We start from the raw sequence: 24,772 nt of genomic DNA, 5'->3' as shown, positions 1-24,772 counted from the left end.
GTTTTGGAAGTGAAAATTACATTAAGTATCATACCTTAATAGAAGTATTTTAGAATATGTTAAAATAAATGAGTAAATTTAAGAAAAAGTGTGGGTTAAGTAAATGGACAATCAATTGATTAATTCAATCATAGAGAAATATCAATTTAGTAAAAAACAAATTGAAGCAGTATTAACACTGCTAGAAGAAAAAAATACAGTACCATTTATTGCGAGGTATCGAAAAGAGCAAACTGGTGGACTAGATGAAGTTCAAATAAAGCAAATTGATGACGAATACCAATATATGGTCAATTTACAAAAACGTAAAGAAGAAGTTATCAAAAATATAGAACAGCAAGGATTACTTACTGAGGAATTAAAGAACGATATTTTAAAACAGAACAAATTACAACGTGTTGAAGACCTATATAGGCCTTTTAAACAAAAGAAAAAGACAAGGGCAACTGAGGCGAAACGTAAAGGGTTAGAGCCATTAGCGATATGGATGAAGGCACGTAAACATGAAGTCTCAATTGAAGAAAAAGCACAACAGTTTATAAATGAAGAAGTGCAATCGGTTGAAGATGCTATCAAAGGTGCACAAGATATTATTGCGGAACAAATTTCAGATAATCCTAAATATAGAACAAAAATTTTAAAAGATATGTATCATCAAGGTGTGTTAACTACATCTAAAAAGAAAAATGCTGAAGATGAAAAAGGTATTTTTGAAATGTACTATGCATATAGTGAGCCAATTAAACGCATTGCTAATCATAGAGTTTTAGCTGTTAATCGTGGTGAAAAAGAGAAAGTATTATCTGTAAAGTTTGAATTCGATACGACATCAGTAGAGGATTTCATTGCACGTCAAGAAATCAATCATAATAATGTAAATCGCAGTTATATTTTAGAGGCGATTAAAGATAGCTTGAAACGCTTAATTGTCCCTTCGATAGAGCGTGAAATCCATGCTGATTTAACTGAAAAAGCTGAAAATCATGCAATAGATGTTTTTAGTGAAAACTTAAGAAATCTATTACTGCAACCTCCAATGAAAGGTAAACAAATATTAGGCGTAGATCCAGCATTTAGAACAGGTTGTAAATTAGCAGTCATTAACCCATTCGGTACTTTTATAGCAAAAGGTGTGATTTATCCGCATCCACCAGTTTCTAAAAAAGAGGCAGCAGAGAAGGATTTTGTACAAATGGTTAAAGCGTATGATGTGCAATTAATTGCAATTGGCAATGGTACTGCAAGTCGTGAAACAGAACAATTTGTTGCAGATTTAATTAAAAAGCATCAGTTGCCAGTACAATTCATCATTGTCAATGAAGCGGGCGCTTCAGTATACTCAGCATCAGAAATTGCTAGAGATGAATTTCCTGATTTTCAAGTGGAAGAAAGAAGTGCCGTATCAATTGGACGACGCGTTCAAGATCCATTAAGTGAATTAGTTAAAATCGATCCTAAATCTATTGGTGTCGGACAATACCAGCATGATGTTAATCAAAAAGCACTAGAAAATGCATTAACTTTCGTCGTTGAAACAGCAGTTAACCAAGTAGGTGTTGATGTCAATACAGCATCATCATCATTATTACAATATGTGTCTGGTCTAAGTTCGCAAATTGCTAAAAATATAATTACATATAGAGAAGAAAATGGCGCAATAAAGCATAATAAAGAGTTAAGCAAGATTAAGCGTTTGGGTGCTAAAACTTTTGAGCAGAGTATAGGATTTTTAAGAATAGTAGACGGTTCAGAGCCATTGGATAATACATCGATTCATCCCGAAAGCTATAAAGTAACGTATCAGTTATTAGATAAACTCGGATTTGGTGGCAATGATTTAGGTAGTGATGCATTAAAAGCTAAATTAAATTCATTGGATATGGATGAACTGGCGATTGAATTACAAGTCGGTGTACCTACATTAGAGGATATTATTAAATCCTTGAAAGCACCTAATCGAGATCCAAGGGACGAGTTTGAAACACCAATCCTTAAATCCGATGTGCTATCAATTGAAGATTTACAAGAAGGAATGAAATTGAGTGGCACAGTTAGAAATGTAGTAGATTTTGGAGCATTTGTAGATATAGGTGTTAAACAAGATGGACTTGTCCATGTTTCGAAACTTTCTAAGAAGTTCGTAAAAAATCCAATGGATATTGTCAGTGTCGGTGATATCGTTGACGTTTGGATTTACAGTATTGACAAAAATAAAGACAAAGTATCATTAACGATGATTGATCCACATGAATAATGACAAACTTCAGCGAATGGTTGAGAACCTTTCGGAAGAAAAATTTGGACGTACGTTTCGACATTGTGCATATTTTAATAAAAGGTTACGTACAACAGGCGGACGTTATCTTTTAAAGTCCCATGATATTGAAATTAATCCAAAACAATATGAGCATTATGGAGAAGATGCTGTTGTAAAAATTATACTGCACGAATTATGTCATTATCACTTGCATATTGCTGGTAAAGGTTATCAACATAAAGATCAAGATTTTAAACGATTGAGCCAACAGGTTGGAGCGCCTAGATTTTGTAACAGCATTGAAAGCTATCAACAACGGGCAAATTATGAATATTATTGCACTAAATGTCATGCAAAATATATACGTATCCGTAAAGTTGATACGAATCGTATGCGTTGCGGACATTGCAATGGAAAATTAAGAATGAAAAGACAATTGAAATAAGTACAATACAAATAGAGCTAATTCGTGTATATGTAAGATTATTTATGAGTTGTATGGAATTTATATAGAATTTATCAGTGAGTTATTTTGATTGGTAAACATAGTAATTGAATAAGAAGAAATTGTGTTTATAAAATGTTTAAAGCCGAGATTGTCGTAATTTAATACTTCGCAATCTCGGCTTTTCTACTTATGATATAGGTAATGGCATAAATTGTGACTTGATAGGATGAAATTAAATTGATTAGATTAAAAATCTTGACGTATTTTAGTAATAAATAATATATAAACTTTACCCAATTAAAGCTTTAAAGTAGCACAAAAGATAATTATACATTTTTAATGACATTTTGATTGAACTTTTCTATTGACTGTACAGCTTATAGTTAGTATGATTAAACACGTTCCTTAAAAAAGAACAAATTAAATAAACTTTGATTTGAAAGACAGTCAATTCTAAATTTAATTTATAAAATATGTTGACAATAAGTTCTTAATGTTTTATTATAAATAGCGTTGTGTTAACAACTGATAACACAAATTAATTTATTGTAAAAAAACGATTAAAAGTTATTGACAAATATTTTTAAACATAATATAATAAATAACGTTCTGAAAAACGAAGATGTTTTAAACGCCTATATCCGCGGTCGTGGCGGAATGGCAGACGCGCTAGGTTGAGGGCCTAGTGGGAGAAATCCCGTGGAGGTTCAAGTCCTCTCGGCCGCATCAAAATTCTTAATTAAATAAGCGGGTGTAGTTTAATGGCAAAACCTCAGCCTTCCAAGCTGATGTTGTGGGTTCGATTCCCATCACCCGCTCCATAGATAATTTTAATGAACATTGAAAACTGAATGACAATATGTCAACGTTAATTCCAAAAACGTAACTATAAGTTACAAACATTATTTAGTATTTATGAGCTAATCAAACATCATAATTTTTATGGAGAGTTTGATCCTGGCTCAGGATGAACGCTGGCGGCGTGCCTAATACATGCAAGTCGAGCGAACGGACGAGAAGCTTGCTTCTCTGATGTTAGCGGCGGACGGGTGAGTAACACGTGGATAACCTACCTATAAGACTGGGATAACTTCGGGAAACCGGAGCTAATACCGGATAATATTTTGAACCGCATGGTTCAAAAGTGAAAGACGGTCTTGCTGTCACTTATAGATGGATCCGCGCTGCATTAGCTAGTTGGTAAGGTAACGGCTTACCAAGGCAACGATGCATAGCCGACCTGAGAGGGTGATCGGCCACACTGGAACTGAGACACGGTCCAGACTCCTACGGGAGGCAGCAGTAGGGAATCTTCCGCAATGGGCGAAAGCCTGACGGAGCAACGCCGCGTGAGTGATGAAGGTCTTCGGATCGTAAAACTCTGTTATTAGGGAAGAACATATGTGTAAGTAACTGTGCACATCTTGACGGTACCTAATCAGAAAGCCACGGCTAACTACGTGCCAGCAGCCGCGGTAATACGTAGGTGGCAAGCGTTATCCGGAATTATTGGGCGTAAAGCGCGCGTAGGCGGTTTTTTAAGTCTGATGTGAAAGCCCACGGCTCAACCGTGGAGGGTCATTGGAAACTGGAAAACTTGAGTGCAGAAGAGGAAAGTGGAATTCCATGTGTAGCGGTGAAATGCGCAGAGATATGGAGGAACACCAGTGGCGAAGGCGACTTTCTGGTCTGTAACTGACGCTGATGTGCGAAAGCGTGGGGATCAAACAGGATTAGATACCCTGGTAGTCCACGCCGTAAACGATGAGTGCTAAGTGTTAGGGGGTTTCCGCCCCTTAGTGCTGCAGCTAACGCATTAAGCACTCCGCCTGGGGAGTACGACCGCAAGGTTGAAACTCAAAGGAATTGACGGGGACCCGCACAAGCGGTGGAGCATGTGGTTTAATTCGAAGCAACGCGAAGAACCTTACCAAATCTTGACATCCTTTGACAACTCTAGAGATAGAGCTTTCCCCTTCGGGGGACAAAGTGACAGGTGGTGCATGGTTGTCGTCAGCTCGTGTCGTGAGATGTTGGGTTAAGTCCCGCAACGAGCGCAACCCTTAAGCTTAGTTGCCATCATTAAGTTGGGCACTCTAAGTTGACTGCCGGTGACAAACCGGAGGAAGGTGGGGATGACGTCAAATCATCATGCCCCTTATGATTTGGGCTACACACGTGCTACAATGGACAATACAAAGGGCAGCGAAACCGCGAGGTCAAGCAAATCCCATAAAGTTGTTCTCAGTTCGGATTGTAGTCTGCAACTCGACTACATGAAGCTGGAATCGCTAGTAATCGTAGATCAGCATGCTACGGTGAATACGTTCCCGGGTCTTGTACACACCGCCCGTCACACCACGAGAGTTTGTAACACCCGAAGCCGGTGGAGTAACCTTTTAGGAGCTAGCCGTCGAAGGTGGGACAAATGATTGGGGTGAAGTCGTAACAAGGTAGCCGTATCGGAAGGTGCGGCTGGATCACCTCCTTTCTAAGGATATATTCGGAACATCTTCTTCAGAAGATGCGGAATAATGTGACATATTGTATTCAGTTTTGAATGTTTATTTAACATTCAAATATTTTTTGGTTAAAGTGATATTGCTTATGCGAGCGCTTGACTAAAAAGAAATTGTACATTGAAAACTAGATAAGTAAGTAAAATATAGATTTTACCAAGCAAAACCGAGTGAATAAAGAGTTTTAAATAAGCTTGAATTCATAAGAAATAATCGCTAGTGTTCGAAAGAACACTCACAAGATTAATAACGCGTTTCCTGTAGGATGGAAACATAGATTAAGTTATTAAGGGCGCACGGTGGATGCCTTGGCACTAGAAGCCGATGAAGGACGTTACTAACGACGATATGCTTTGGGGAGCTGTAAGTAAGCTTTGATCCAGAGATTTCCGAATGGGGAAACCCAGCATGAGTTATGTCATGTTATCGATATGTGAATACATAGCATATCAGAAGGCACACCCGGAGAACTGAAACATCTTAGTACCCGGAGGAAGAGAAAGAAAATTCGATTCCCTTAGTAGCGGCGAGCGAAACGGGAAGAGCCCAAACCAACAAGCTTGCTTGTTGGGGTTGTAGGACACTCTATACGGAGTTACAAAGGACGACATTAGACGAATCATCTGGAAAGATGAATCAAAGAAGGTAATAATCCTGTAGTCGAAAATGTTGTCTCTCTTGAGTGGATCCTGAGTACGACGGAGCACGTGAAATTCCGTCGGAATCTGGGAGGACCATCTCCTAAGGCTAAATACTCTCTAGTGACCGATAGTGAACCAGTACCGTGAGGGAAAGGTGAAAAGCACCCCGGAAGGGGAGTGAAATAGAACCTGAAACCGTGTGCTTACAAGTAGTCAGAGCCCGTTAATGGGTGATGGCGTGCCTTTTGTAGAATGAACCGGCGAGTTACGATTTGATGCAAGGTTAAGCAGTAAATGTGGAGCCGTAGCGAAAGCGAGTCTGAATAGGGCGTTTAGTATTTGGTCGTAGACCCGAAACCAGGTGATCTACCCTTGGTCAGGTTGAAGTTCAGGTAACACTGAATGGAGGACCGAACCGACTTACGTTGAAAAGTGAGCGGATGAACTGAGGGTAGCGGAGAAATTCCAATCGAACCTGGAGATAGCTGGTTCTCTCCGAAATAGCTTTAGGGCTAGCCTCAAGTGATGATTATTGGAGGTAGAGCACTGTTTGGACGAGGGGCCCCTCTCGGGTTACCGAATTCAGACAAACTCCGAATGCCAATTAATTTAACTTGGGAGTCAGAACATGGGTGATAAGGTCCGTGTTCGAAAGGGAAACAGCCCAGACCACCAGCTAAGGTCCCAAAATATATGTTAAGTGGAAAAGGATGTGGCGTTGCCCAGACAACTAGGATGTTGGCTTAGAAGCAGCCATCATTTAAAGAGTGCGTAATAGCTCACTAGTCGAGTGACACTGCGCCGAAAATGTACCGGGGCTAAACATATTACCGAAGCTGTGGATTGTCCTTTGGACAATGGTAGGAGAGCGTTCTAAGGGCGTTGAAGCATGATCGTAAGGACATGTGGAGCGCTTAGAAGTGAGAATGCCGGTGTGAGTAGCGAAAGACGGGTGAGAATCCCGTCCACCGATTGACTAAGGTTTCCAGAGGAAGGCTCGTCCGCTCTGGGTTAGTCGGGTCCTAAGCTGAGGCCGACAGGCGTAGGCGATGGATAACAGGTTGATATTCCTGTACCACCTATAATCGTTTTAATCGATGGGGGGACGCAGTAGGATAGGCGAAGCGTGCGATTGGATTGCACGTCTAAGCAGTAAGGCTGAGTATTAGGCAAATCCGGTACTCGTTAAGGCTGAGCTGTGATGGGGAGAAGACATTGAGTCTTCGAGTCGTTGATTTCACACTGCCGAGAAAAGCCTCTAGATAGAAAATAGGTGCCCGTACCGCAAACCGACACAGGTAGTCAAGATGAGAATTCTAAGGTGAGCGAGCGAACTCTCGTTAAGGAACTCGGCAAAATGACCCCGTAACTTCGGGAGAAGGGGTGCTCTTTAGGGTTAACGCCCAGAAGAGCCGCAGTGAATAGGCCCAAGCGACTGTTTATCAAAAACACAGGTCTCTGCTAAACCGTAAGGTGATGTATAGGGGCTGACGCCTGCCCGGTGCTGGAAGGTTAAGAGGAGTGGTTAGCTTCTGCGAAGCTACGAATCGAAGCCCCAGTAAACGGCGGCCGTAACTATAACGGTCCTAAGGTAGCGAAATTCCTTGTCGGGTAAGTTCCGACCCGCACGAAAGGCGTAACGATTTGGGCACTGTCTCAACGAGAGACTCGGTGAAATCATAGTACCTGTGAAGATGCAGGTTACCCGCGACAGGACGGAAAGACCCCGTGGAGCTTTACTGTAGCCTGATATTGAAATTCGGCACAGCTTGTACAGGATAGGTAGGAGCCTTTGAAACGTGAGCGCTAGCTTACGTGGAGGCGCTGGTGGGATACTACCCTAGCTGTGTTGGCTTTCTAACCCGCACCACTTATCGTGGTGGGAGACAGTGTCAGGCGGGCAGTTTGACTGGGGCGGTCGCCTCCTAAAAGGTAACGGAGGCGCTCAAAGGTTCCCTCAGAATGGTTGGAAATCATTCATAGAGTGTAAAGGCATAAGGGAGCTTGACTGCGAGACCTACAAGTCGAGCAGGGTCGAAAGACGGACTTAGTGATCCGGTGGTTCCGCATGGAAGGGCCATCGCTCAACGGATAAAAGCTACCCCGGGGATAACAGGCTTATCTCCCCCAAGAGTTCACATCGACGGGGAGGTTTGGCACCTCGATGTCGGCTCATCGCATCCTGGGGCTGTAGTCGGTCCCAAGGGTTGGGCTGTTCGCCCATTAAAGCGGTACGCGAGCTGGGTTCAGAACGTCGTGAGACAGTTCGGTCCCTATCCGTCGTGGGCGTAGGAAATTTGAGAGGAGCTGTCCTTAGTACGAGAGGACCGGGATGGACATACCTCTGGTGTACCAGTTGTCGTGCCAACGGCATAGCTGGGTAGCTATGTGTGGACGGGATAAGTGCTGAAAGCATCTAAGCATGAAGCCCCCCTCAAGATGAGATTTCCCAACTTCGGTTATAAGATCCCTCAAAGATGATGAGGTTAATAGGTTCGAGGTGGAAGCATGGTGACATGTGGAGCTGACGAATACTAATCGATCGAAGACTTAATCAAAATAAATGTTTTGCGAAGCAAAATCACTTTTACTTACTATCTAGTTTTGAATGTATAATTTACATTCATATGTCTGGTGACTATAGCAAGGAGGTCACACCTGTTCCCATGCCGAACACAGAAGTTAAGCTCCTTAGCGTCGATGGTAGTCGAACTTACGTTCCGCTAGAGTAGAACGTTGCCAGGCAAGTTGAGACCGTAAGGTCTCTTTTTTTATGTCTGAAGTTACATAGTAAAAAGCGGTTCTCCACCAAATGTGGTGGGTATATAATTTAAAGAACTATTTTTAAAATACAACTTTTAGAGTTTTTATTATTAGGCGGCCAGTCCATTATTGGGCTTGGTTGTCTTCTTTTTTTCTCCTTTGTACAAGCTGAAAATCATCATTATACGTGCTTTAAAGTTGTTGAAATTTCTGTAACCAAAAGAAATTCGCTTGATTAATTTTATCTTATTATTAATTCCTTCTATAGCACCATTATTAAATGCTGGGTAATAAATTGTATTTCTTAACATCCTTTGATGTTTTCTATAATATTTAACCGCTTTCCATACACCCTTACTCACAGACTTTTTACTAACTGAATTTAAACGATTAATAAATTTAGGCCAATTACATAACCTTAGGTCTTTTCGTAATCCTTGGACAAGTTCGTAGGAGTGTCGTAGTATATCGTCTTTTGAAAGCATGAATTCTACAATGTCAGATGAGCGTTTATAAGCCTTAAAAGATTTATTCCATCTGTATTTACTAAATATGGTTTTACTAGTATCCATCAATAGGACTTTCCAGTTATTCTTAAAAATTGTATAATCAGGTCCTTTTTTATTACGGTATTCATTCATAACTTGTACACGATACTTATTAAGTTCTCTATTTAAATGTTGAACGATATGGAATCTGTCAAAAATAATAGCTGCATTAGGAAATAGGTCGCGAAATAATCGGACATAGGGTTCATACATGTCAATAGTAACCGTCTTAACTTGTTGTCGATTTTTTAAATCGAATCGCTCGAAATAGGCACGCAAGAATCTTGTAGTTCTATTTTCTAAAATATCTATAACATCATGAGTATCATTATCTATAAAAATGAAACTCATTGATCCAGTTACATTTTTAACGCTTTTAAATTCATCCATAGCGATGTGTTCTGGCAAACAATTAAAGGGTTTAATTCGTAATGAATTAGCCGCTTTAGTTCTAATACGACTTACAGTAGATGGAGAGATACAGTTATCTTCTGCAGTATCAATCTCTGTTTTAACTTTAGTAGCTTCTTCTATAACTTTTTGAGTAACACATCTTGAGATAAAACACGACTCATCAACAATTGACGTTTTAGCAGTAAAAGTGCCATTGCATTCTAAGCATTTAAAACGTTGTTTAGCTAAGTTGAGGTATGTGTTATACCCTTGAGTTTTAAGTAAAGTAATACGAGAAACACGCTTACCATGTTTATGAATTTGTCCTTCATTTTTAACTCCACAACAATAACAGGCCGAAGGCTTATACGTTAGTACAGCATTAACCACTGTTGCTTTTTTTCCTTTGATAATGACGTCAATTTCTTGGTTTATATATTTTATATTTTCATCTTTTATTCTTAGTAATTCTAAGGTATCATTACACATAGGCGCACTTGTCTCCTTTAGTTTGGGTTTGGTCACTTTAAATTATAGAGGCAATTGCGCTTTTTGTGTATTAAAAAAAGCAGGAAGTTTTACCTTCCCACCATAAAAGATGAAGAACCTAAAAAGCAAACACAAAGAAAGATGGCTTGGCGAAGTGAAAACGTTTGAATCTGACGAAACGAGAAAAGAGCGCAACGAGTTTAGTAGAGCTAAATGAGTAAGCGAGAGCCGAAGGAGAGGAAAGAAGCAAGCGATTGTCACAAGTCAAGAAAGGTCTTTAGCGACGATGGTAGCCAACTTACGTTCCGCTAGAGTAGAACGTTGCCAGGCAAATCGAGACTATAAGGATTTTTAAATACTAAATATACATGTAAGAATGAATGGTTGAAAGGAGAACGGATTTGAAAATATTTATTGGTACGATGTTAACTTTTTTATTTGTATGCTCATTGATAGTGTGTGGATTTTTTGCATATAAAATATATTTTCCTGCAGATGCTAAAAATAAGTCAGAAGTCCCGAATCATATGCAAGAAAACAAACATGAAAAAGAAAACACGCATAATATTAATAATAATGGTAGTGAAGCTAATGAGAATTTTAATAATAAGAAGAACCGTATAGAAAACATTGAAGATAAACAAAAAGCATATGCTTTGATGAGTATACCACGACATAATTTACCAGAAAGTGAGAAGGCTATTTATGACAAAGTAATTTCAACTGCCATTCAAAATATAAATAATGGGGTGGGGAATGAAGAAGACTTTAGGCTCAAAGAAATATACGATGGTATACAAAGCGTGCAACCTCAATAATGTAAAGTATAATAAAAAGCAGTCATAAGATGATTTCAATTAGAAATCAATTTATGACTGTTTTTCTTACTATGTGTTAAATTAACAATGAATATAACATCTTATTTTCATTAATATAAATATTGGAAGGATCGAAATGATTTACACGTTGTTTGAGTTGTATTAAATCATCATGATCTTTAAGTTGAATACCAATAATGACAGTACCTGTATTTTGAGAAGATTTTTTTAAGTATTCAAATTTTGTAATATCGTCTTGTGGGCCTAAAACATCATTTACAAATTCTCTTAATGCACCAGGGCGTTGAGGGAAGTTTAAAATAAAATAATGTTTCATTTCTTCATATAATAAAGAACGTTCTTCAATTTCCTTCATACGATTAATATCATTATTACCACCACTAATGACACAAACAACAGTTTTACCCTTAATGTGGTCTTTGTAGTTTTCAAGAGCACTCACACTTAATGCGCCAGCAGGTTCTGCTACAATTGCTTGTTTTGAATACATGTCTAAAATCGTAGAACAAACTGCACCTTCATCTACTTGAACGTAATCATCTACATTTTCTTTTGCAATTTCAAATGTAATATCGCCAACTCTAGCTACAGATGCACCGTCCACAAATTTATCGATATTAGGCAATGTGACTACCTGATTATTTACGACAACAGATTCATACATACTACTTGCACCTGAAGGTTCAACACCTATAATTTTCGTAGTAGGTGAATAGGTTTTAAAGTAAGTACTAATACCTGAAATTAATCCACCACCACCAATAGCGGCAAATAAATAATCAAAGTTAACATTGTCAGTCTTTGATTGTTCTAGCATTTCTTTAGCAAGCGTACCTTGTCCAGAAATTGTATGAACATTATTGAATGGATCTATAAAGTTCATTTGATGTTCACTTGTATAAGTTAAAGCTTCAGCTAAACAGTGATCAAATGTATCACCAGTGAGTACAACTTCAACGTTACTATTTCCAAAGAACTTTACTTGATTTACCTTTTGTAAAGGTGTAGTGACTGGCATAAAGATAACAGCGTTTAAATTAAGTTTTTTAGCTGTATAGGCAACACCTTGAGCATGATTACCTGCACTCGCACATGTAATACCTTTACTTTTAGCTTCATCTGATAAAACAGAAATAGCGTTGTAAGCACCTCTTAATTTAAAAGAACGTACCCATTGTAAATCTTCTCGTTTTAAATAAACTTTACAATCATACTTTTGAGATAAGTAATGGTCTAATTGTAAAGGTGTTTCTTTGACAATATCTTTAAGTCTTAAAAATGCTTCATCGATATCTTTCGTAGAAACTGTTGTTTTGACTGTCATAATATTCAACTCCCTTAAAGTGATTTTTCATATTTTTCTATTAATGATTCATATTGTAGGGTGATTGCAATGTCATCTAAGCCATTTACAAGTTTATTTTTCCAAGTTTCATCAATTTCAAAATGGAAACGCTTGTCTGGTGATGACACAGTTTGATTTGGTAAATCTATTTCAATTTCCTCATATTGTGCAAGATGTTCACGAGCACTTTTTTCTAAAACGATAGGCAACATCGCATTTTTAGTGCAATTCATATAAAATATGTCACTGAAACTTCCTGCAATAATAATATGAAAACCATAGTCCTTAAGAGCCCAAGCAGCATGTTCACGACTTGAACCACATCCAAAATTATCTCCAGTAATTAAAATAGAAGCCCCTTTATATTGTGGTTTGTTAGGATTGAAATCAGGATTATCTGAACCATCAGGTAAGTACCGCCATTCATCAAAAGCAAATGGACCAAAGCCACTTTTTGAAATACGCTTTAAGTGTACCTTAGGAATGATTTGGTCTGTATCGATATTGTCGTTGAAGAGAGGGACTATTTTACCTTTATATGTTGTAATAGGTTTGATTGCTGCCATTTAAACAACCACCTTTCTTACGTCCACAAATTTACCATGAATAGCTGCTGCTGCTGCCATAGCAGGGGATACTAAATGTGTTCTTGCACCTTTGCCTTGTCGTCCTTCAAAGTTTCGATTACTTGTAGATGCACAATGTACGCCCTCAGGTACTTGGTCAGGATTCATGCCTAAACACATTGAACATCCTGGTTCACGCCATTCAAATCCTGCATTTTTAAAGATAGTATCTAGACCTAATTTTTCTGCTTCTTTTTTTACTGTACGAGAACCTGGTACGACAATAGCTGTAATATTTGGATGAACTTTATTTCCTTTAACAATATGACTAGCTTCAATCAAATCTGATAGTCTAGCATTTGTACATGAACCGAGAAAAACATACCCTAAGTCGATGTCTTCAGCTTTTTGACCTGGTTCTAACCCCATATAATCATACGCACGTTGATCGTTGATATCTTTGATTTCAGGGAATGGTTCACTGAAATTAACACCCATTTCAGGATTAGTTCCCCATGTCACTTGTGGTTCTAATGTTGAAACATCAAGTTCAATTACACGATCAAATATCGCGTCGTCATCAGAATATAGCTCACGCCACTTATCAACTGATTTAGCGAAGTTATCGGCAAATGGTCTCCCTTTAACATATTCAAATGTTATATCATCAGGTTGGATTATGCCGTATTTGGCACCACCTTCGATAGCCATGTTACAAATAGTCATTCGACCGTCCATTGAAAGGTTTTTAATTGTTTCGCCAGTAAATTCCAAAGCATAGCCTGTACCAAAATCAACACCATACGTTTTAATTAAATGCAGAATAATGTCCTTAGCATAGACGCCTGTTGGTAAGGTACCATTAATATCGATTTTTAAGTTTTTGGGTTTTGTTTGCCATAGCGTTTGAGTTGCGAAAACATGTTCAACTTCACTTGTTCCAATTCCAAATGCAATAGCACCAAATGCTCCATGTGTTGCTGTGTGAGAGTCACCACAAACGATTGTTTTGCCGGGCTGTGTAAGTCCTGTCTCAGGTCCTACCATGTGAACAATACCTTGTTCATCAGAGCCCATATCAAAAATATGCACCCCAAAATCTATGGCGTTTTTTTGTAATGTTGTGATTTGTTTGTTTGCAATTTCATCTTTAATATTGAAAATATCAATAGTAGGAACATTGTGATCGAGTGTTGCAAATGTTAAATCTGGGCGTCTTAATTTTCTGTTTTGAAGCCTAAGTCCTTCAAATGCTTGAGGAGAAGTAACTTCATGTATAAGGTGTAAATCAATGTATAATAGTTGCGGTTCGCCCAATTTCCCGTATAACACATGTCTGTTCCACACCTTGTCAAATAATGTTTGACCCATTTACATCTCCCCCTTAGTGATTCAATTTTTGAGATAGAATTTCGAAAATATCAGTAGTATTCAATTTGCCGCCTAAATCTGCTGTCGTTTGCCCATGTTCAATCATGCTATAAATATGTTGTTCTAATTCATCTGCAGCATCTGGTTGATTTAAGCTTTCACGTAAACACATCGCTAAAGATAGAATCATTCCAAATGGATTGGCAACGTTTTTACCTGCAATATCTGGTGCTGATCCATGAATAGGCTCATACAATCTTGGACCATCGTTACTAAAACTAGCAGAAGGTGATAAACCAAGTGAACCAGGAATCACTGAAGCTTCATCACTTAAAATATCGCCAAATAAGTTTTCACATACGATGACGTCAAATTGTTTTGGATTTGTGATTAAATGCATACTACAAGCATCAACAAGTAAGTGATTTACTGTTACTTCTGGATATAATTGACTTACTTCATTTACGACTTTGCGCCACAATTTACTAGAAGCTAATACATTTTCTTTATCAACTGATGTTAGTTTTCCTCGTCTTGAAGCGGCCAATTTAAATGCTACGTGAACAATGCGTTCTATTTCTTCTCTTGTATAAGTAAGAGAATCTAAGGCCTCGTGATTATTAAAATGTCTAGGTTCTCCAAAATAAATACCACTTGTCAATTCACGGACTATAACTAAATCTGTGCCTTCAACGCGTTCTTCCTTTAAAGGTGATAAAGAACTAGCGCCTTTGACAACGGTAGTGGGGCGTATATTTGCAAATAAATTTAAGGATTTACGCAATTTTAATAATCCTTGTTCTGGTCGATTGTTAGGATCTGTCCATTTAGGTCCACCGATTGCACCCAGTAAAATAGCATCTGCTCTTTTACACGCATTTAAGGTTTTCTCAGTTAAAGGTTCGCCGAATGTATCAATAGAGGCACCACCAAATTCGTGGTGCTCTATTTGATAATTAAAGTTATATTTATTACTTATAATTTCAAGCAATGATAGAGATCCGTTCAAAATTTCTGGACCGATTCCATCACCAGGTAGGGCAACAATGTTATAAGTCATAATTAATTACCTACCTTTTCAACATTTTCAGCTGCAAATTTAGCATGTGCTTCTACGTATGCTTTACAAGAGGCTTGTAAAATATCATGATCAATACCAAAGCCATTGACAGTCTTACCTTCAATCAATAAATTTACATGTACTTCTGCTTGGGCATCAGTACCTTCAGTGACAGAATTAATACGATAATCAATTAATTCTGTTTCTTTCTGGAAAATACGATCAACTGCATTGTAAATTGCTACGATTGAACCAGTACCAATACTTGAATCCTGGTAAATATGCCCCTCTTTATCTTTAACAACAACAACAGCACTTTGAAGGCCGCTAGAGACATATTGTAGTTGCAGTGTTTCCAATTTATAAAGTGCTTGATGCTCATGCTCAGAACCTTGAATAATCGCATGAATATCTCTATCTGAAACAGATTTCTTTTTGTCCGCAATGGCCTTGAATTGTTTAAATAAATCTATTTGCGCTTCTTTATCAATGTCATAACCTAATGCTTTTAACTTCTCTGAGAAGGCGTGTTTACCAGATAATTTTCCTAATGGAAGTTCAGTCGTGCTTACACCAACAAGTTGAGGTGTCATAATTTCATATGTTTCACGATGTTTTAATACGCCATCTTGGTGAATACCTGATTCATGACTAAATGCATTTTGGCCAACAATTGCTTTATTTCTAGGCACTCGAATACCTGCATATCTTGAAATTAAATCCGATGTTTTTTTAGTTTCTTCGAGATTAAGAGCAGTTTGAGCACCATAATGATCATTTCGAACGTATAGTGCAAGCGCGACTTCTTCAAGTGCTGCATTACCTGCTCGTTCACCAATACCATTTACAGTGCCTTCAATTCGTCTCGCACCGCCTTCAATTGCAGCTAAACTATTTGAAACAGCCATTCCTAAATCGTCATGGCAATGAGCACTATAAATAATTTCATTTGAAGATGTTACAGATTCTGTTAAGGTTTTGAAAATATGTGCATATTCATCATGGTAACTGTAGCCGACTGTATCAGGAATATTAATAACTGTAGCTCCAGCGTCAACGGCAGTTTGTACACATTTCACTAAGAATGGTAATTCAGTACGCGTTGCATCTTCAGGTGAAAATTGAACAACGTCAAATAATTGTTTCGCGTATGTGACATGTTCTTTAATAGATGCTAAAACGTCTTCTTGAGACATTTTAAGTTTATGTTCAAGATGAATAGGTGATGTTGCTATAAAAACATGCACGACCGGCTTCGCTGCATCTTTTGTTGCTTCATATACAGCATCGATGTCAGATTTTTTACATCTAGCTAAACCACATACAGCCGTTGTTGTTAATGTTTGTGCAATTGCTTGAACAGATTTAAAGCTACCTGTACTTGAAGCAGGAAATCCAGCTTCAATAACATCTACACCCCATTTTTCTAATTGCAATGCAATACGCAAGCGTTCATCAAAAGTAAAATTCACTCCTGGTGTTTGTTCACCGTCTCTTAGTGTCGTATCAAAAATTTGAATATGACTACTCATATTTAACAACTCCTCATTGTAGGTCTATCTTATTTTTCAATGCTTTTAGATTTAATAAAAGGCATCATTTCGCGTAATTCACGACCAACTTTTTCAATTTGATGACCATGTTGTTCTTCGCGTAATTTATAAAATTCTTTGAATCCATTTTTATTGTCTTCGATAAAGCGATTACTGAAGTTACCATTTTGGATATCAGTTAATACAGCTTTCATATTTTCTTTAACATCTGGTGTGATAACACGTGGTCCTGAAACATAGTCACCAAATTCAGCAGTATTTGAAATTGAGTAACGTACATTTTCCATACCGCCTTCATACATCAAATCAACGATTAATTTCATTTCATGTAATACTTCAAAATAAGCTAATTCTGGTTGATAACCCGCTTCTACTAATGTTTCAAAGCCACTTTGAATTAATTTCGATACACCACCGCAAAGTACTGCTTGTTCACCAAATAAATCTGTCTCAGTTTCTTCTTTAAATGTTGTTTCAATAACACCTGCACGAGTTGCACCAATACCTTTTGCATAACTTAAAGCAATATTACGTGCTTGACCTGAAGCGTCTTGTTGAATACCAAATAGTGATGGTACAGCAGAACCTTCAACAAATGTACGTCTAACTAAATGACCCGGTCCTTTAGGAGCTACTAAAAATACATCAACATCAGCTGGTGGTTGAATAACACCAAAATGAATGTTAAAGCCATGAGCAAATGCAAGCGCATTATGTTTTTCTAAATTTGGTTCAATTTCGTTTTTGTATACATCACCTTGAATTTCATCAGGTAATAGCACCATAATTACATCAGCTTGCTTAACTGCTTCTGCAACAGGGAACACATCAAATCCATCTTCTTTAGCTTTGTCAAAAGAACGACCTGGGCGAATACCGATGACTACATCATATCCATTGTCTTTTAAGTTTTGTGCATGCGCGTGGCCTTGTGATCCATAACCTACTACTGCAATTTTTTTGCCTTGTAAAGCGTCCGTTTTTACGTCTTGATCATAATAAACTGTTGTCATAATAAATTCCTCCAAATAATTAAATGTTTTGTTTTTCGAAAATTCTGAAATATAACTTTGTAATAGTGGCAGATGTTAACTAGCAGCCTATGATATATCTATAACTAATTAGCGCATCATTGCCTTTGTCTTAAAATTAAGCTTCGTTATCAACAAGGTCGTAGCATTCAACCGTTAAAACATTAATTTGTTGCTTCAATTTTTTAATTAATATATGAAGTGATGTATCATCTTGAATATCGACTTGAATTTCCATGTTAGAAATCCCAGGTTGTTCAGAATGTGTAACATGTAATGTATCGATATTATATTGTAGGCGAACAAAAGCACTTGTAATTCGATTTAGCGTGCTGACTTGATCCGCAACTTGTAATTTAAGAATTCTTGTCATTATAAGCCCTCCATTTCATGATTTGATTTGCCACTCGGAACCATTGGGGTTACAGCTTCAGTAGGGGAAATACGAACCTCAATTAAAGCTGGTCCTTGATAAGCAAACGCTGCATCTAATTGTTCTTCCAGTTGTTCTGGCTTATCGATTAAGAAACCTTTGACGCCATATGCTTCTGCCATTTTCATAAAATCAGGTTGACCATTAAATACTGAGTGTGAGAAGCGTTGATTAAAGAACTTATCTTGCCATTGTTTAACCATACCTAATGTTCCATTATTGATTAGTACGATTTTGACATCTAAACCATATTCGGGTAAAAGTGCCATTTCTTGGTTTGTCATTTGGAAACCACCGTCACCGACGAAACATACGACTGTTTTATCAGGATTAGCTAATTTGGCACCAATTGACGAAGGAATACCGAATCCCATTGTTCCTAAACCACCGCTTGTAACCCATTGTCCGTGATTTTTAAATGGATAAAATTGAGCTGCCCACATTTGATGTTGTCCCACGTCTGTAGTAACAATTGCTTCACCATTTGTAATTTTGCCGATATATTCGATTGTTTGTTGTGGCTTACAAAATACTTGATCTTCTTCACCAAGTTTAAATGGGTGTTTCTGCTTATTATTTTGACAATGTTTAACCCAGTCACTGTGTTCTATAGTCTCAACATTTTTATCATTTAAACATTCTAAAAATCTTTTACAGTCTGCAATAATACCTAAATCTACATGAATAACTTTATTGATTTCTGAAGGATCAATATCTACATGTACAATTTTGGCGTTAGGTGCAAAGGCATCAGGTTTGCTTGCTAATCTATCATCGAAGCGGCTACCTAAATTAATGAGTAAATCACACTCAGTTAATGCCATGTTACTAGCATAAGAACCATGCATACCTCCCATACCTAAAAATAGTGTATCCTCATAAGGTACAGCACCTAGACCTAGTAAAGTAGTAACTGTTGGGATTTGATGTTTATTAACAAACTGTGTTAATAATTGATTTGATTTTGATTGATTAATACCTGCGCCGGCTAATACGACAGGCTTTTTCGCTTCTTTTAAAAGTGAGATGAAAGTGTCAATGTCTTTATTTTCTGGTTCTGTAACAACTTCATAACCTGGAATATTGATTTCGTCGCATAAATCCACATTTGTAGCTAAAACACCCATATCTTTTGGAAAATCAATCACTACAGGACCTTTGCGTCCAGAATTAGCTACATGGAAAGCTTCGTGTACGATTTTAGGGATATCTTCAACACGTTTCACTTGATAATTTTGTTTTGTAATTGGTGAAGTCATAGATAGAATATCCGCTTCTTGGAATGCATCTTTACCAATGCCTGGTGTAGCAACTTGTCCGGTGAATACAACTAGAGGTAAAGAGTCGCAATGTGCATCCGTAATACCTGTCATTACATTTGTTGCACCTGGACCGCTTGTAACTACAACGACGCCAGTTTTACCAGATACACGTGCATAACCTTCTGCAGCATGAACAGCACCTTGTTCGTGTCTTGCTAAAATATGTTTGATTTTACCATCATAAAACGTGTCATATAAAGGTAGTACGGCACCACCAGGATAACCAAATAAATAATCCACATTTTCTTTAAGTAGAGCTTCTACTAGCACTTCTGATCCTGAACGCATATCATTTAAAGTTTTTTCATTTAGTTGTTCAGGTTCAAGTGATTCAGCCATTTTTAAAGGGTCAATATTTTGGTTTACTTCATGTTGAGTTTTAGACATTTTAACCATCTCCAATATAAAAATAAATTAAATTAAATTCTCAGGGACTTGCATGACGCCACCTGTATTTGCGCTAGTTACTAGGGCAGTATAACGAGCTAGATAACCTGTTTTTACTTTCGCTTTAAATGGTGTTAAAGATTCTCGGCGACGCGCTAGAACATCTTCAGGCTGGTTTACGTTTAATGTACGATTTGTTAAATCAATAGTAATCTCATCACCATCTTCAATTAAGGCAATTGGTCCACCAGATGCAGCTTCAGGGGAAATATGACCAACTGCAATACCTCTTGTGGCACCGGAAAAACGCCCATCAGTAATTAATGCAACATCTTTACCTAAGCCGCGACCAACAATAGAGGAAGTAGGTGCTAACATTTCAGGCATACCTGGTCCACCTTTAGGTCCTTCATATCTAATGACAACGACGTGGCCTGCACGAACGGTACGATTGTCTATTGCTTCAACAGCTTCATCATGCGAATTGAAACAAATTGCTTTCCCAGTAAATGTTTTGATAGATGGATCAACGCCGCCAACTTTAATAAATGCGCCTTTAGGGGCGATATTACCAAATAAGATAGATAAACCGCCTTGTGCATCATATGGTGCATCAAGAGGGTGAATGACATCAAAGTTCTTAATTTCTTTGCCTTCGTTATTTTCACGTAACGTTTTGCCAGTAACTGTGATTCTATCTGGGTGTAACGTGCCATCTTTCTTCATCAATTCATTAATAATTGCTGGGACGCCACCAGCTTCATGCACATCATGCATTGAATACGATGAACTAGGTGCTATTTTTGATAAATATGGTGTGCGTTTGGCAATAGCATTAATGCGCTCTAAGTCATAATCAATACCAGCTTCATTGGCAATGGCTAACGTATGCAGTACCGTGTTTGTTGAACCACCCATAGCCATATCAAGTGCAAATGCATCATCAATTGCTTCGCGAGTAACGATATCACGTGGTTTTAAATCATTTTTAATATTTTCAACTAATTTAAAAGCTGCTTGGCGAATCATTTCTCGTCGCTGATCACTGACTGCAAGTGCAGTACCGTTGTATGGTAATGCTAGACCTAAAACTTCCATCAAACAGTTCATTGAATTTGCAGTAAACATCCCAGCACATGAACCACAAGTAGGGCAGGCATTTTGTTCCATATCTAAAAATTCTTCTTTAGAAATCGATCCTTCTTTAAATGCGCCGACTGCTTCAAACATTGATGAAAGTGTTAATGCTTTTCCATGTGCAGATAAGCCAGCTTTCATTGGTCCACCAGAGCAAAAGATAGCTGGTACGTTTGTCCTCATGGCTGCTAAAATCATACCGGGTGTAATCTTGTCACAATTAGGAATGTAAAATACGCCGTCAAACCAATGAGCGTTAATTACAGTTTCAGCTGCATCTGCAATAATTTCACGTGATGGTAGAGAATATCGCATTCCGATATGTCCCATAGCTATTCCATCATCAACACCAATTGTATTGAATTCAAATGGAATGGCACCGGCTTCTCTAATTGCTTCTTTAGCTATATCTGCAAGCTCTCTTAAATGAACATGTCCAGGAACAATATCAATATAAGAGTTACAAATAGCTACAAATGGTTTGTTCATATCAGTTGGACTTTTTAGCGCGCCCGTGGCATGTAAAAGACTTCTTGCTGGTGCTTGGTGATCTCCTTTTTTGATCATATCGCTTCGCATAGTAAATTCCCCCGTAAATTTTAATGATTAATCATGTTTTATAGTAATAAAAATAAGTAATTGAAAGATAAAACATAAAAAAACGTCCCAATATTATTGGGACGTTTACAAGTCCCATTCAAACAGAAATAGGACTTAAAGCGTTTAGTAAATATTTACTAACGTTCGAGTCCTAAAGAGTATAATAAAATAATAATATTTGAAGTTGTCGGTTGATGTTCAGTATATTGATTAAGCATTTTATTATACTCCTTCCGTGAATGGTATATATCACTTTAATAGTTAGAATTGTCTAAAAATTTGATAAATTTAATTTACTATATCTGCTTTAGTATGTCAACAAATATTTTAAATTTTCTTACAATTAACTTTGAATAGATAATCTGTTTCAAAGATAAGAAATTTAAGTTGAAATTTGTTACAATATAAAGGTTAAATATAAAGTTAGATACGATTGAACAATGGATAATCATTTTTATGAATGAAAAGCATAATATAGGAGAATCAACATTGATAAAGATAAATAATTTAGATGAAATGAATCAATTTGCTATATTTTTAGTTGAGCAATTGAAAAGTGGTGATTTGATTTTACTTAACGGAGATTTAGGAGCAGGTAAAACAACGTTAACGCAATTTATAGGAAAAGCTCTTGGTGTAAGACGTACGATTAATTCCCCGACATTTAACATCATTAAATCATATAGGGGTAAAAATTTAAAATTGCATCATATGGATTGTTATCGCTTAGAAGATTCTGATGAAGATTTAGGGTTTGATGAATTTTTCGAAGATCAGGCAATTACTGTTATTGAATGGAGTCAATTTATAAAAGATTTACTTCCAGCGACGCATTTATCTATTAATATTTCAACAATATCTGAAAATACAAGACAAATTGAGTTGTTCGCGCAAGGAGAACATTTTGAACAAATTAAGGAGGCAATTATTCATGAATTCGCTGCTCATTGATACATCGAATCAACCATTATCAGTAGCATTGATGCAAAACGATGAAGTTTTAGCTGAAATAACTACGGATTCTAAACAAAATCATTCGGTGCAATTAATGCCTGCGATTAGTCAGCTATTTGAGCAGAGCAAAATAGCTAAACAGCAATTAGATGCGATTATTGTTGCTGAAGGTCCTGGTTCATATACTGGCTTACGTATCGGTGTTACTGTTGCTAAAACATTAGCGTATGCGTTAGATGTTAAATTATATGGTGTTTCATCATTAAAGGCATTGGCAGCAACAATCGACCATACTGATAAATTATTGGTTCCTGTGTTTGATGCAAGACGACAAGCAGTTTATACAGGCATATTCCAGTGGCAAAATGGTCAATTAGTGACTATTTTAGAAGATCAATATATGTCGATAGAGGCATTGCGAGCTTTTTTAGAAGATTTAAACCAACCATTTATTTATATTGGGAAAGATACTGTAAAATTACAAGATGAATTACAAGGTGAAGTGATTGCGCAGCTACCAAATGCATCAGTCATGTATCAATTGATAGATAAACCTTCAGACGTACATACATTTACTCCTAAATACCATAAATTAGCTGAGGCGGAACGAAATTGGATCAACAGTCAAAAGAACAATTAAACATTAGAGAGATGACTAAAGAAGATGTGCCACAAGTCTTTGATCTTGAGCGTCGGAGTTTCAATGACAGTTCTTGGACAATTGACGCATTTTATCATGAAATAGAGCAAAATAACTTTGCGAAATATTTTGTCTTAGAATTTGAACAACAAATTATTGGTTATTTAGGTTTATGGATTGTTATCGATCAAGCTCAAATTACAACAGTTGCAATCGATGATAATTATAGAGGCTATGGTTTAGGTCAAATGCTTTTAAAATACGGAATAAACTATGCAAGTCACACTTGTGATGTGATGAGTTTAGAAGTAAGAGTTAATAATAAAGTGGCACAACATGTATATGAAAATTTAGGATTTCAATATGGTGGTAAACGTAAAAATTATTATGGTGAAGGTGAGGACGCAATGGTTATGTGGGTGAATTTAAATGACTAAAGATATATTAATACTAGCTGTTGAAACAAGTTGTGATGAAACAAGCGTTAGTGTTATAAAAAATGGGAGAGAGATTTTATCAAATACAGTTTTAAGTCAGATTGAAAGTCATAAACGATTTGGCGGTGTCGTTCCCGAAGTGGCAAGTAGACATCACGTTGAAGGTATAACAACAACAATAAACGAGGCACTAGTGGATGCCGATGTATCAATGGAAGATATTGATGCCATAGCGGTTACAGAAGGCCCTGGACTAATTGGTGCGTTACTAATAGGTGTTAATGCAGCCAAAGCATTGGCATTTGCTTACGATAAGCCACTTATTCCTGTTCATCATATTGCAGGACATATATATGCTAATCACATAGAAGAGCCATTAACATTCCCGCTAATTGCACTTATTGTTTCAGGTGGACATACTGAATTAGTTTATATGAAAGATCATTTATCATTTGAAGTCATTGGTGAAACACGAGATGACGCAGTAGGTGAGGCTTATGATAAAGTGGCACGAACAATTGGTTTAAATTATCCAGGTGGTCCACAAGTTGATCGGTTGGCTGCTGAAGGTGAAGATACTTATTCATTCCCTCGTGTTTGGTTGGATAAAGATAGTTATGATTTTAGTTTTAGTGGGTTGAAAAGTGCCGTGATCAATCAACTTCACAATCAACGACAAAAAAATATTCCAATCATTGAAGCTAACGTAGCAACGAGCTTTCAAAATAGTGTTGTAGAGGTGCTTACGTTTAAAGCTATTCAAGCTTGTAAAGAATATAGTGTTCAGCGATTAATTGTTGCTGGTGGCGTGGCGAGTAATAAAGGATTACGTCAATCTTTAGCGGATCAATGCAAAGTCAATGACATTCAATTAACTATCCCAAGTCCTAAATTATGCACAGATAATGCTGCAATGATAGGCGTTGCCGGCCACTATTTGTATCAGCAAGGTCGATTTGCTGATTTAGCATTAAATGGGCACAGCAATATAGATTTAGAAGAGTATTCTGCAGAATAAAATAAACGTCAGTTATTAACA

The 24,772-nt window shown here is 37.3% G+C and carries 18 protein-coding genes, 2 tRNA genes and 3 rRNA genes; 12 read left to right on the top strand and 11 right to left on the bottom strand.

Features of this window, described 5'->3' with window-relative positions; all coding sequences use genetic code 11:
• Window positions 1-103 precede the first annotated feature (103 nt).
• The 7 genes from JQN76_RS00330 (at window position 104) to rrf (ending at window position 8,610) form a co-directional block, all read left to right on the top strand.
• Entirely contained in the window at window positions 104-2,254 is a 2,151-nt protein-coding gene (locus JQN76_RS00330; protein WP_000370141.1) for a Tex family protein, read from the top strand.
• On the top strand, window positions 2,247-2,702 hold the full coding sequence (locus tag JQN76_RS00325) for a SprT family protein (RefSeq protein ID WP_001058111.1): 456 nt from the start codon (window positions 2,247-2,249) through the stop codon (window positions 2,700-2,702). The genes JQN76_RS00330 and JQN76_RS00325 overlap by 8 nt, the downstream gene beginning before the upstream one ends.
• A 646-nt stretch (window positions 2,703-3,348) precedes the next feature.
• A tRNA-Leu gene (locus tag JQN76_RS00320) sits at window positions 3,349-3,431 on the top strand.
• A gap of 21 nt (window positions 3,432-3,452) precedes the next feature.
• Window positions 3,453-3,526, top strand: a tRNA-Gly gene (locus tag JQN76_RS00315).
• Window positions 3,527-3,644: 118 nt separating this feature from the next.
• Window positions 3,645-5,196: ribosomal RNA gene (locus JQN76_RS00310) — 16S ribosomal RNA — on the top strand.
• Between the two features lie 304 nt (window positions 5,197-5,500).
• Window positions 5,501-8,423, top strand: a 23S ribosomal RNA gene (locus JQN76_RS00305).
• 72 nt (window positions 8,424-8,495) lie between these two features.
• Window positions 8,496-8,610: ribosomal RNA gene (rrf, locus tag JQN76_RS00300) — 5S ribosomal RNA — on the top strand.
• The 16S, 23S and 5S rRNA genes sit together here with 2 tRNA genes alongside, the layout of an rRNA operon.
• 128 nt (window positions 8,611-8,738) lie before the next feature.
• Here the strand turns inward: rrf and JQN76_RS00295 are convergent.
• Window positions 8,739-10,058 carry an ISL3-like element IS1181 family transposase gene (locus JQN76_RS00295; protein ID WP_001808146.1) on the bottom strand — a complete coding sequence of 440 codons (1,320 nt, stop codon included), beginning with the start codon at window positions 10,056-10,058 and terminating at the stop codon, window positions 8,739-8,741.
• Window positions 10,059-10,459: 401 nt separating this feature from the next.
• Here JQN76_RS00295 and JQN76_RS00290 point away from each other — a divergent pair, with 401 nt between their 5' ends.
• Window positions 10,460-10,876, top strand: coding sequence for a hypothetical protein (locus JQN76_RS00290; RefSeq protein WP_000688533.1), 417 nt, complete (start codon window positions 10,460-10,462; stop codon window positions 10,874-10,876).
• Between the two features lie 76 nt (window positions 10,877-10,952).
• Here the strand turns inward: JQN76_RS00290 and ilvA are convergent, their stop codons facing one another.
• The 10 genes from ilvA to JQN76_RS00240 all read right to left on the bottom strand — a co-directional run bounded on the left by ilvA (window position 10,953) and on the right by JQN76_RS00240 (window position 22,154).
• Window positions 10,953-12,221 carry a threonine ammonia-lyase IlvA gene (ilvA, locus tag JQN76_RS00285; protein WP_000216855.1) on the bottom strand — a complete coding sequence of 423 codons (1,269 nt, stop codon included), beginning with the start codon at window positions 12,219-12,221 and terminating at the stop codon, window positions 10,953-10,955.
• 14 nt (window positions 12,222-12,235) lie between these two features.
• Window positions 12,236-12,808, bottom strand: coding sequence for a 3-isopropylmalate dehydratase small subunit (gene leuD / locus JQN76_RS00280; RefSeq protein ID WP_000718953.1), 573 nt, complete (start codon window positions 12,806-12,808; stop codon window positions 12,236-12,238).
• Complete coding sequence (gene leuC, locus JQN76_RS00275; RefSeq protein WP_000531820.1) at window positions 12,809-14,179, bottom strand: 3-isopropylmalate dehydratase large subunit; 1,371 nt, start codon at window positions 14,177-14,179, stop codon at window positions 12,809-12,811. It lies immediately after the preceding gene.
• Window positions 14,180-14,192: 13 nt separating this feature from the next.
• Window positions 14,193-15,239 carry a 3-isopropylmalate dehydrogenase gene (gene leuB, locus JQN76_RS00270; RefSeq protein WP_000221946.1) on the bottom strand — a complete coding sequence of 349 codons (1,047 nt, stop codon included), beginning with the start codon at window positions 15,237-15,239 and terminating at the stop codon, window positions 14,193-14,195.
• Between the two features lie 2 nt (window positions 15,240-15,241).
• Window positions 15,242-16,771: a 2-isopropylmalate synthase gene (locus JQN76_RS00265; RefSeq protein ID WP_000094576.1), complete on the bottom strand. Its 1,530-nt coding sequence runs from the start codon at window positions 16,769-16,771 to the stop codon at window positions 15,242-15,244.
• Between the two features lie 29 nt (window positions 16,772-16,800).
• Complete coding sequence (ilvC, locus tag JQN76_RS00260) at window positions 16,801-17,805, bottom strand: ketol-acid reductoisomerase (protein WP_000214552.1); 1,005 nt, start codon at window positions 17,803-17,805, stop codon at window positions 16,801-16,803.
• A 136-nt stretch (window positions 17,806-17,941) separates the two neighbouring features.
• Window positions 17,942-18,196 (bottom strand): ACT domain-containing protein, encoded by a 255-nt coding sequence (locus JQN76_RS00255; RefSeq protein WP_000196911.1) that lies wholly within the window; start codon window positions 18,194-18,196, stop codon window positions 17,942-17,944.
• Window positions 18,196-19,965 (bottom strand): biosynthetic-type acetolactate synthase large subunit, encoded by a 1,770-nt coding sequence (ilvB, locus tag JQN76_RS00250; RefSeq protein WP_000047820.1) that lies wholly within the window; start codon window positions 19,963-19,965, stop codon window positions 18,196-18,198. Before ilvB ends, JQN76_RS00255 begins: the two co-directional genes overlap by 1 nt.
• A gap of 27 nt (window positions 19,966-19,992) precedes the next feature.
• Window positions 19,993-21,681 carry a dihydroxy-acid dehydratase gene (ilvD, locus tag JQN76_RS00245; protein WP_205397778.1) on the bottom strand — a complete coding sequence of 563 codons (1,689 nt, stop codon included), beginning with the start codon at window positions 21,679-21,681 and terminating at the stop codon, window positions 19,993-19,995.
• Window positions 21,682-21,998: 317 nt separating this feature from the next.
• Entirely contained in the window at window positions 21,999-22,154 is a 156-nt protein-coding gene (locus JQN76_RS00240; RefSeq protein ID WP_001789600.1) for a hypothetical protein, read from the bottom strand.
• 37 nt (window positions 22,155-22,191) lie between these two features.
• On the opposite strand from JQN76_RS00240, the gene tsaE reads away from it, so the two are divergent.
• From tsaE to tsaD, 4 genes are read left to right on the top strand one after another with little or no spacing between them, the layout of a single operon-like run.
• Window positions 22,192-22,653, top strand: coding sequence for a tRNA (adenosine(37)-N6)-threonylcarbamoyltransferase complex ATPase subunit type 1 TsaE (gene tsaE, locus JQN76_RS00235; protein WP_000590797.1), 462 nt, complete (start codon window positions 22,192-22,194; stop codon window positions 22,651-22,653).
• Window positions 22,634-23,296 (top strand): tRNA (adenosine(37)-N6)-threonylcarbamoyltransferase complex dimerization subunit type 1 TsaB, encoded by a 663-nt coding sequence (tsaB, locus tag JQN76_RS00230; protein WP_001086742.1) that lies wholly within the window; start codon window positions 22,634-22,636, stop codon window positions 23,294-23,296. Before tsaE ends, tsaB begins: the two co-directional genes overlap by 20 nt.
• A complete protein-coding gene (rimI, locus tag JQN76_RS00225; RefSeq protein ID WP_000372758.1) occupies window positions 23,269-23,733 on the top strand; it encodes a ribosomal protein S18-alanine N-acetyltransferase in 465 nt (154 codons plus the stop codon). The genes tsaB and rimI overlap by 28 nt, the downstream gene beginning before the upstream one ends.
• Window positions 23,726-24,751 carry a tRNA (adenosine(37)-N6)-threonylcarbamoyltransferase complex transferase subunit TsaD gene (tsaD, locus tag JQN76_RS00220; RefSeq protein ID WP_000159053.1) on the top strand — a complete coding sequence of 342 codons (1,026 nt, stop codon included), beginning with the start codon at window positions 23,726-23,728 and terminating at the stop codon, window positions 24,749-24,751. Before rimI ends, tsaD begins: the two co-directional genes overlap by 8 nt.
• Window positions 24,752-24,772: the final 21 nt, after the last annotated feature.

The sequence above is a fragment of the Staphylococcus sp. SM3655 genome, from assembly GCF_016917315.1.
Lineage (GTDB): Bacteria > Bacillota > Bacilli > Staphylococcales > Staphylococcaceae > Staphylococcus > Staphylococcus aureus.
The sequence above is the reverse complement of the archived record's forward strand: the minus strand, read 5'-3'. Positions and strand labels throughout refer to the sequence as shown.

Bases quoted from the DNA above. Each gene is read 5' to 3' on its own strand.
- JQN76_RS00330 (WP_000370141.1), top strand. From the start codon at position 104: ATGGACAATCAATTGATTAATTCAATCATAGAGAAATATCAATTTAGT.
- JQN76_RS00325 (WP_001058111.1), top strand. From the start codon at position 2,247: ATGAATAATGACAAACTTCAGCGAATGGTTGAGAACCTTTCGGAAGAA.
- JQN76_RS00295 (WP_001808146.1), bottom strand. From the start codon at position 10,058: ATGTGTAATGATACCTTAGAATTACTAAGAATAAAAGATGAAAATATA.
- ilvA (WP_000216855.1), bottom strand. From the start codon at position 12,221: ATGACAGTCAAAACAACAGTTTCTACGAAAGATATCGATGAAGCATTT.
- leuD (WP_000718953.1), bottom strand. From the start codon at position 12,808: ATGGCAGCAATCAAACCTATTACAACATATAAAGGTAAAATAGTCCCT.
- leuC (WP_000531820.1), bottom strand. From the start codon at position 14,179: ATGGGTCAAACATTATTTGACAAGGTGTGGAACAGACATGTGTTATAC.
- leuB (WP_000221946.1), bottom strand. From the start codon at position 15,239: ATGACTTATAACATTGTTGCCCTACCTGGTGATGGAATCGGTCCAGAA.
- JQN76_RS00265 (WP_000094576.1), bottom strand. From the start codon at position 16,771: ATGAGTAGTCATATTCAAATTTTTGATACGACACTAAGAGACGGTGAA.
- ilvC (WP_000214552.1), bottom strand. From the start codon at position 17,805: ATGACAACAGTTTATTATGATCAAGACGTAAAAACGGACGCTTTACAA.
- JQN76_RS00255 (WP_000196911.1), bottom strand. From the start codon at position 18,196: ATGACAAGAATTCTTAAATTACAAGTTGCGGATCAAGTCAGCACGCTA.
- ilvB (WP_000047820.1), bottom strand. From the start codon at position 19,965: ATGTCTAAAACTCAACATGAAGTAAACCAAAATATTGACCCTTTAAAA.
- ilvD (WP_205397778.1), bottom strand. From the start codon at position 21,681: ATGCGAAGCGATATGATCAAAAAAGGAGATCACCAAGCACCAGCAAGA.
- JQN76_RS00240 (WP_001789600.1), bottom strand. From the start codon at position 22,154: ATGATTATCCATTGTTCAATCGTATCTAACTTTATATTTAACCTTTAT.
- tsaB (WP_001086742.1), top strand. From the start codon at position 22,634: ATGAATTCGCTGCTCATTGATACATCGAATCAACCATTATCAGTAGCA.
- tsaD (WP_000159053.1), top strand. From the start codon at position 23,726: ATGACTAAAGATATATTAATACTAGCTGTTGAAACAAGTTGTGATGAA.